Raw genomic sequence first — 8,207 nt, 5'->3', positions numbered from 1 at the left:
GCCCCGTCCTGATCAGGACGGGGCCCACGGCCTTTGCATGCTGCAGCACCTACCGGAGCCGCGCCATCAGCGCATGCTCGACCAGGGTGATCAAGGCGCTCTTGGCGTCTGCGCGGTGCCGGGCGTCCGTCGTGATGATCGGAGCGTCGGGACCGATCTGCAGCGCCTCGCGGACCTCGTCCGGGTTGTACGGCTGGTGTCCGTCGAAGCCGTTCAGGGCGATGACGAAGGGGAGCCCGGAGTTCTCGAAGTAGTCGACGGCGGGGAAGCAGTCGGCGAGGCGGCGGGTGTCGACGAGGACGACGGCGCCGATCGCGCCGCGCACCAGGTCGTCCCACATGAACCAGAAGCGGTCCTGGCCCGGCGTACCGAAGAGGTACAGGATCAGGTCCTGGTCGAGGGTGATGCGGCCGAAGTCCATGGCCACCGTGGTGGTGGTCTTGTCCCCGGTGTGCGTGAGGTCGTCGATGCCCGCGGATGCGGACGTCATCACGGCTNTGGTGGTGGTCTTGTCCCCGGTGTGCGTGAGGTCGTCGATGCCCGCGGATGCGGACGTCATCACGGCTTCGGTACGCAGCGGGTTGATCTCCGAGACGGCGCCCACGAACGTGGTCTTGCCCACGCCGAATCCGCCCGCCACCACGATCTTCGCGCTGGTGGTGGAGCGGGTCGCGCCGCTAGAGCTTTCGAAGTCCACTGAGCACCCTTTCGAGCAGTGTCACATCAGGCTGGCCGCCGGCGCTCTCGTCGCCGCCGGGCTGGTGGATGGCGACAAGTCCGGCCTCCGCCAGGTCGGCGACGAGGATCCGGGCCACGCCGAGGGGAATGGTGAGCAGTGCCGAGATCTCCGCTACGGACTTGATCTCCCGGCACAGTTGGCAGATCCGCTGATGCTCGGGCAACTGCCCCTGCATCTGGTGCGGTTCGGCCGTGGTGTGCACCAGCGCCTCGATGGCGAGCTGGTACCGCGGCCTGGTGCGCCCGCCGGTCATGGCGTACGGGCGCACAAGGGGGTTGTGGCGGCCGCCGGCCGGCGACTGGGTCCCCGGCTCCGGGCCACGGCGCTGCGGCTGTACGGGCTGGATCCGGGGTGCCTGCGGCTGCTCGTAGGGCTGCTGCGCGGGCGGTGCGTGAGGCCCCCGCCGCTGGTTCGGCGCAGAGGGGAAGTTGAAGCGGTTGGGCGGCATGCCGCTGCCCTGACCCTGGCCGTACGACCAGTTGCCCGAAGACGAACCGTCTGGGGGTGTTGCCACGTTCTCCTCCTCCGATCATGCCGGACACCATCACTGGTGCCGCGTCCCGAACTTTAAGGCCACAAGGCCTTAAACCGCACCGGCCGTCAGCTAGTTGAGAAGGCTCCCCTGCAGTTCCGCACGGAGGTCCGGGGTGAGAACGGTGCCCGCACGGTCGACCAAAAGGGCCATCTCGTACCCGATGAGACCGATGTCCGCCTCCGGGTGTGCAAGCACCGCGAGGGAAGAGCCGTCAGAAATGGACATGAGGAAAAGAAATCCGCGCTCCATCTCCACAACGGTCTGCGTCACATGGCCGCCCTCGAAGATCCGGGAAGCCCCGGCGGTCAGCGAGGTCAGACCGGAGGCGACCGCCGCAAGCTGATCGGCACGGTCGCGCGGGAAGCCTTCGGACATCGCCAGAAGGAGTCCGTCGGCGGAGACCACCACCGTGTGGGACACCCCTGGGGTGTTCTCCACAAAGTTGGTGATCAACCAGTTCAGGTTCTGCGCCGCCTGGCTCATCGGGCTCACACTAACGCTCCTGGTTGTAGTTGCCACCAGGCCCACCGTTTCCGCTGGCCTGGCCGTTCGAATCACTTCCTGCCTCACGCCCCCGCTGTACGCCACGACGCAGGTTGCTGAGCCTGCCGCGGACGTCCTCGGGAGCGCGGGAGACCTGCGGGCCGCCCTGCGGGGTCTGCTCCGCGGTGCCCTCGACCAGATTGGCCTTGGGCACCCGCCGCGGCAGACCGGACTGGGTGACCCCGCCGGCCCTCGGCTGCCGCAGCTGCTCGGCACGCTCCCAGCGGGAGTCGTTCGCAGAACGCCAGTTGTCGCTGCCGCCGGACCCCGTGTCGCCGCTGCCGTTCCCGAACAGCGACCCGGACGCCTGGGACTCCGGGGGAGTGCCCTGGTCGGCTCCCCGCGGTTGGTGCGGTCCCTGGCCGTTGCTGCCGGTGGGCGCGGTGGTGCCGCGACGGGGCAGACCCGCTGCGGTCATCTCGTGGACGGTGCTCGGGGCCGGTCCTGGACGCTCGAAGCCTACGCGCTCCCGGTCGTCTCCGCGGCCCCCCGGAGCAGATTCCGCTTCCTGCCCGTAGGACTGGTCGAAATCGCCCTGGTAGCCGGACTGGTCCTGCCAGTCGCCCTGGTGAGACTGCTCCCCGAAGCCGCCGAACTGGTCCTGCCCGCCCGCCAGGAAGGCACCGCGGTCATCGAATCCCGCCTCCGCATAGCCGCCGTCCCGGTAGCCGTCCGCGGCTGCGTACGGATCGGGGGCGGCCTCCTGGAGGTACCCCTGCTCGTCCACGTAGGCACCCTGCTCGTCCACATGGCCACCCTGGTCGGGGTAGCCCTGGTCCTGGTAGCCCGGGCCGGGCTGCTCGTCGTAGCCGGGCTGGTCCTGATAGCCGGCGCCTTCGCCGTACGCGGCCTGCTCGTCGTACGCAGAACGGTCGTCGTAACCGGGCCCGCCGTCGTAGCCGGCGCCGTTCTCGGACGCGGACCGGCCGTCGTAGCCCTGCGGCGCGGCCTCGATCTCGTCGCGGAACATCGGGCGGTTGCCCGCCTGCGCCTCGAGCGCGGCGCGGCGCTCCTCGCGCATCAGCGACCGGCCGACCGGGTCGAGGTCACGGGCGTCGTCCGGGATGTCCTGGTAGCGGCTGTCGTCGAAGCCGAGTTCGGCCGCGGTACGCAGCGGGGGAGCCTGGTAGGACGGATCGGCCGCCAGCTGCTCGGGGATGATCTGCGAGACCGTGAACTCGCTCTCCGGCAGATCGCTGCCGCCACCGCCGTGCGTGATCGCGTCGGGCAGCATGACGAGCGACGTGGTGCCCGCCTGCTCGCCGGACGGCCGCAGCTGGACGCGCACACCGTGCCGGTCGGCAAGCCGGCCGACCACGAAGAGGCCCATGCGCTGGGAGATCGCGGCGTCCACCGTCGGCGGATTGGCGAGCCGGTGATTGATGTCCGCGAAGTCCTCGGCGGTGAGGCCGATGCCCTTGTCGTGGATCTCGATCATCACGCGGCCGTCGGGCAGCCGGGTGGCGGTGACCCGCACCTTGGTCTGCGGCGAGGAGAACGTGGTGGCGTTCTCCAGGAGCTCGGCGAGCAGGTGCACGAGGTCGGTCACGGCGCGGCCGTGGATCTCGGCCTCCGGTACGCCGGACAGCTCGATGCGCTCGTACTGCTCCACCTCGGAGGAGGCGGCGCGCAGCACGTCGACAAGGGGGACCGGCTGGTCCCAGCGGCGGCCCGGCTCCTCGCCGGCGAGCACCAGGAGGTTCTCGCCGTTGCGGCGCATACGGGTCGCCAGGTGGTCGAGCCGGAACAGGCTCTCCAGCTGGTCGGGGTCGGCCTCGTTGTTCTCCAGGTCGGTGATCAGGGTCAACTGGCCCTCGATCAGCGACTGGTTGCGGCGCGAGAGGTTGGTGAAGATCGCGTTGACGTTGCCTCGCAGGAGGGCCTGCTCGGCGGCGAGCCGTACCGCTTCCCGGTGGACCTGGTCGAAGGCGCGGGCCACCTCGCCGATCTCGTCGTGGGTATTGATCGGGATCGGCTGGACCCGGGTGTCGACCCGGCCCGGCTCGGTGCGCGACAGCTGGTCGACGAGCGACGGCAGGCGCTGCTCGGCGACGTCGAAGGCGGCCGAGCGCAGCCGGCGCATGTTGCGGCTCATCTGGCGGGCCATGAGGCCGGCGATGAGGAAGGCGGCGAGCACCGCGGCGACCACGATCGCACCGGTGATGTACGCGTCGCGCTTGGCGTCGTCGGAGATCTGGGCGGCCTCGGTCACGGCCTTGTCGACCAGGCCGGTCTCGATCTCGCGGTAGCCCTCGAACTTCGCGGTGTTGGTCGCCATGAAGGTCTCGGGCGTGATGCCCTGCTTCGCGAGGGTCGAGGGCCGGGCGCCGGAGCCGACGCGCTGGATCATCTCGTCGATCGCGGGCGGCGCGACGAAGGGCTGACCGGCCTCGCGGGCCTGCTTCGCGGCGGCGGCGATCTTCTTCTTGCCCTCGTCCTGCTTGCCCTTCATGACGGCCCGCAGGGCCTTCTCGTCCTGCTCGGTACCCGCGGAGACGTATTCGCCGAGGGCGATGTTCTCCAGGTAGGCGTACGAGTTGAAGGCGGTGAGCTGGGCCTTGCGGGTGTCCTCGTCCTGGCTCGGGCGGACCAGGAGGTGGGTGCCGATCGAGCGCTGCAGCGAGGCGGCGGCCTTCGCGAGCGAGACCGCGTAGACGGTGCGGCCGTAGCTCGTGATGTTGCCGGTGCCGAGGCCGAGCTCGTTCGCGAACTCCATCAGGGAGTGCTGGACGGTGACGTAGCCCTCTTCGGTCTTCACCGGGTCCATCGCGCGCGTGAAGGCCTTCTTGCGCAGACCGTCGAGCTGGGACTCGCTCTTCTTGAAGAGGGCGAGGCGGCGCTCGAGGCCCTGCTTGGCGGGCATGTCCTCGACGACCTGGTCGAAGTTCGTCTTCGCCTCGTCGGTCGCCGCACGCACCTTCTTGACCTGCTCGGTCTCGCCCTTGCCGAGCAGCAGCGGAGCGGCGGAGAGGTCACGCTCGTTCAGCAGCGCCTGGCCGTAGTTCTCGGCGGCGCGCACGACGAGTGCGGTCTTCTCGGCGTCCTCGGCCTCGCTCCAGGTGTCCACGGAGTTCCGGACCTGGAATCCGCCCATCACGATGGCGACGAGTACGGGTATCAGCAGAATCGCGTTCAGCCGTACCGGCACGCGCCAGTTGCGCGGGGAAAGGCGTCCGCCACCGCCGGTGGTGGGCGCCACCGGCTCGGACCCGGGTATCTCGGGCGGCGGCGCCGCTGTCCGCGGCGGCGGGGTGAAGTTGCCCCGGGCCGACGGCTCGGGACTGCTCTTGCTTCGCCTCACTCGACCAACAACCTCTCGGCGTCGGCACCACATGTTGTGCCGCTGTCGTCTCCTCGCCCGTCCTACTGGGCAGTTCGACGCATTCCAGCACGTCAGGCGGGGCTCTTCCAAACAGTGTGAAGACTTCGTTCCGCGTGACCTGGACCGCAGATAAATCGGTCATAAAGAGCGAGCCCCGCCAAATGGCGGGGCCCATGTGAGCGCAGCGATACCGAGCGACCGCGTGGGGTGTCGGCGCCTGTTGAATTCACTGTCGAAACGTTATGAACACACCAGCGGATCGTGTCAAACGACACAGGAACCTCCACACCGCCTACGCCAACTGCCGTATGCCCGTGTGCACTTGCTACCTCGGACGGGTCCCGCCGAAGCGGGACCCGACCTCGTCGCCGTCAGCGCAGCCGCGCCATCAGCGCGTGCTCGACCAGAGTGATCAGACCGCTCTTGGCATCCGCGCGGTGCCGGGCGTCCGTCGTGATGATCGGGGTGTCCGGGCCGATCTGCAGCGCCTCGCGCACCTCCTCGGGCGCGTACGGCTGGTGACCGTCGAAGCCGTTCAGGGCGACCACGAACGGAAGGCCGGAGTTCTCGAAGTAGTCGACGGCGGGGAAGCAGTCGGCGAGCCGGCGGGTGTCGACGAGGACGACGGCGCCGATCGCGCCGCGCACCAGGTCGTCCCACATGAACCAGAAGCGGTCCTGGCCCGGCGTACCGAAGAGGTACAGGATCAGGTCCTGGTCGAGGGTGATACGCCCGAAGTCCATCGCCACCGTGGTGGTGGTCTTGTCCCCGGTGTGCGTGAGGTCGTCGATCCCGGCCGACGCCGAGGTCATCACGGCCTCGGTACGCAGCGGGTTGATCTCCGAGACGGCGCCCACGAACGTGGTCTTGCCCACGCCGAATCCGCCCGCCACCACGATCTTCGCGCTGGTGGTGGAACGCCCTGACGAGCCCGGATCGTTAGAGCTTGCGAAGTCCACTGAGCACCCTTTCGAGCAGTGTCACATCAGGCTGACCGCCGGCGTTCTCGTCGCCGCCGGGCTGGTGGATGGCCACGAGTCCCGCCTCGGCCAGGTCGGCCACCAGGATGCGCGCCACACCGAGCGGCATCGAGAGCAGCGCCGAGACCTCGGCCACGGACTTGACCTCACGGCACAGGTGGCAGATCCGCTGGTGCTCGGGGAGCAGCCCCATCAGCTGGGCCGGGTCGGCCGTGGTGCTGACCAGCGCCTCTATCGCGAGCTGGTAGCGCGGCCGGGTCCGGCCGCCGGTCATCGCGTACGGACGTACCAGCGGCTGGTCGCCCTCGGGCCCGTACGGGGCCTGCTGTGAAGCTCCGTACGGATCGTGAGAGGCGGTGGGCGGGGTCATGAATCCTCCGGGCGGGACAGCAAGTGGTCGGCGTGCCGTCTGACTTGGGCCGGTGGGGGGATCTGGGGACGGCCGGACGGTTGGTGTGTGCGGTGTTCGGCCGGGCTAGTTGAGCAGGCTGCCCTGCAGTTCGGCCCGCAGGTCGGGGGTGAGCACGGTGCCCGCCCGGTCGACGAGAAGGGCCATCTCGTATCCGACGAGGCCGATGTCGCACTCGGGGTGCGCGAGCACCGCGAGGGACGAGCCGTCGGAGATGGACATGATGAAGAGGAAGCCTCGTTCCATCTCCACCACGGTCTGGTTGACCGGGCCGCCCTCGAAGATCCGGGAGGCCCCGGCGGTCAGCGAGGTGAGGCCCGAGGCGACCGCGGCCAACTGGTCGGCGCGGTCACGCGGGAAACCTTCGGACATCGCGAGCAGCAGACCGTCGGCCGACACCACCACCGTGTGCGACACCCCGGGGGTGTTGTCCACGAAATTGGTGATCAACCAGTTCAGATTCTGCGCCGCCTGGCTCATCGGACTCAACTAGCGCTCCTGCTGGTGAGAGGGACGGGGGAAGCTGCCGGTCTGGCCGGTTCCGGCGTCGCGGCCCTGCTGGATGCCCCGACGGAGTTTGGTCAGCCGGCCGCGTACCTCATCAGGTGCACGCGAGACCTGCGGACCACCCTGGTGCTGCTGCTGTTCCGCCGTGCCCGCCACGAGGTTCGCCCGTGGGACCCGGCGCGGCAGGCCGGAGGTGGTGACCCCGCCCGCCGTCGGCTGCTTGACGCGCTCGGCCTGGCGGACGAGTTCGTCGTTCGGCGAGGTGCGCCACGTGGTCGAGGTGACCGGGGGAGCCTCCGGTGCGGGCGGCACCGGGGCCGCGCCCGGCTGCTGCGGTGCGGCGTCCTGCGGGGGCTGCTGCGGCTCCGGGCGGCCGTTGCCCGCCGGTGCGCCGGCCTGCTGGCCCCGGAACCAGTTGGTCTCCAGGGTGTCGTAGAGCGGCGTACGGCCGTCGCCGGGACCGGCCGGCGGCAGGTCGTCGGGCGACTGCGGAGCCTGCGGCGCGGGCTGCTGCGGCGGACGCGGGAGCGCGAAGTCCGCGGTGTCCCGGGAGCCGTGGCCCTGCTGCGGTGCCTGGCCGGGCTGCGCGGCCTGCGGGCGTCCGGGCGGGTACGCGCCGTTCTGCCCACGGTCCGGTCCGGGCAGGCTCGCCCGGGGGCCGCCCTGCGGGCGCTGCGGCGCGGCGCCGGCCGGCGGCACCGGGTTCGACGGATTGCCGTGCGGGACGCCGTCGGGGCGCGGTCCGTTGAAGTCCGGGCGGGCGAATTCCTCGGTGGAGCCGGGGCCCTGGCGGCTGTCCGCAGGACCGTTGCCACCGGGGCGCTGGAAGCCCGCGGGCCGCTGGAACTGCGTCGTCGAGTCGGTCTCGCGGTGCTCGCGCGCGGTGTCCGGCGCGGGGACCTGCGGGTTGGCGTTCTCGTCGCTCCAGGCGGGCACCCGCGGCTTCGGGTTGCCGCCGGGCAGCTCGGCGCGCGGCCCACCGCGCGGCGGCAACTGCGGCTGACGGCCACCGGACGGGCCCTGCTGCTGCCCACGCTGGGGACCGTTGGGCGGTACGGGCGCACCACGACCGGGACCCGTGGGGGCACCGGGCCCACCGGGTGCCGCGCCGGGCCGACCCGGTCCACCGGGCCTGCCGCCGGGGCCGCCCGGTCCGCCGGTGCGCGGCGAGC

At 70.6% G+C, this 8,207-nt stretch carries 6 protein-coding genes and 3 pseudogenes; all 9 read right to left on the bottom strand.

Features of this window, described 5'->3' with window-relative positions:
• Positions 1-49: 49 nt before the first annotated feature.
• A pseudogene (locus tag DY218_RS06000) lies at positions 50-497 on the bottom strand (GTP-binding protein); the annotation flags it as partial.
• Between the two features lies 1 nt (position 498).
• Positions 499-697: pseudogene (locus DY218_RS34865) on the bottom strand (ATP/GTP-binding protein); the annotation flags it as partial.
• Positions 678-1,253 carry a DUF742 domain-containing protein gene (locus tag DY218_RS05995; protein WP_128554856.1) on the bottom strand — a complete coding sequence of 192 codons (576 nt, stop codon included), beginning with the start codon at positions 1,251-1,253 and terminating at the stop codon, positions 678-680. The pseudogene DY218_RS34865 and the gene DY218_RS05995, both read right to left, overlap by 20 nt.
• Positions 1,254-1,343: 90 nt before the next feature.
• Complete coding sequence (locus DY218_RS05990) at positions 1,344-1,757, bottom strand: roadblock/LC7 domain-containing protein (RefSeq protein ID WP_119295247.1); 414 nt, start codon at positions 1,755-1,757, stop codon at positions 1,344-1,346.
• A 10-nt stretch (positions 1,758-1,767) separates the two neighbouring features.
• Complete coding sequence (locus DY218_RS05985) at positions 1,768-5,118, bottom strand: sensor histidine kinase (RefSeq protein WP_128554855.1); 3,351 nt, start codon at positions 5,116-5,118, stop codon at positions 1,768-1,770.
• Between the two features lie 392 nt (positions 5,119-5,510).
• Entirely contained in the window at positions 5,511-6,098 is a 588-nt protein-coding gene (locus DY218_RS05980; RefSeq protein WP_119295149.1) for a GTP-binding protein, read from the bottom strand.
• On the bottom strand, positions 6,079-6,489 hold the full coding sequence (locus DY218_RS05975; RefSeq protein ID WP_128554854.1) for a DUF742 domain-containing protein: 411 nt from the start codon (positions 6,487-6,489) through the stop codon (positions 6,079-6,081). The genes DY218_RS05980 and DY218_RS05975 overlap by 20 nt, the downstream gene beginning before the upstream one ends.
• Positions 6,490-6,594: 105 nt before the next feature.
• The gene (locus DY218_RS05970; RefSeq protein WP_128554858.1) at positions 6,595-7,008 is read right to left on the bottom strand and encodes a roadblock/LC7 domain-containing protein; all 414 of its coding nucleotides are present in this window, start codon (positions 7,006-7,008) and stop codon (positions 6,595-6,597) included.
• Positions 7,009-7,017: 9 nt separating this feature from the next.
• Positions 7,018-8,207 (bottom strand): annotated as a pseudogene (locus DY218_RS05965) (nitrate- and nitrite sensing domain-containing protein); the annotation flags it as partial.

This window comes from Streptomyces triticagri (assembly GCF_003429565.1).
Lineage (GTDB): Bacteria > Actinomycetota > Actinomycetes > Streptomycetales > Streptomycetaceae > Streptomyces > Streptomyces triticagri.
This window is presented reverse-complemented; position numbering and strand designations above follow the sequence as displayed.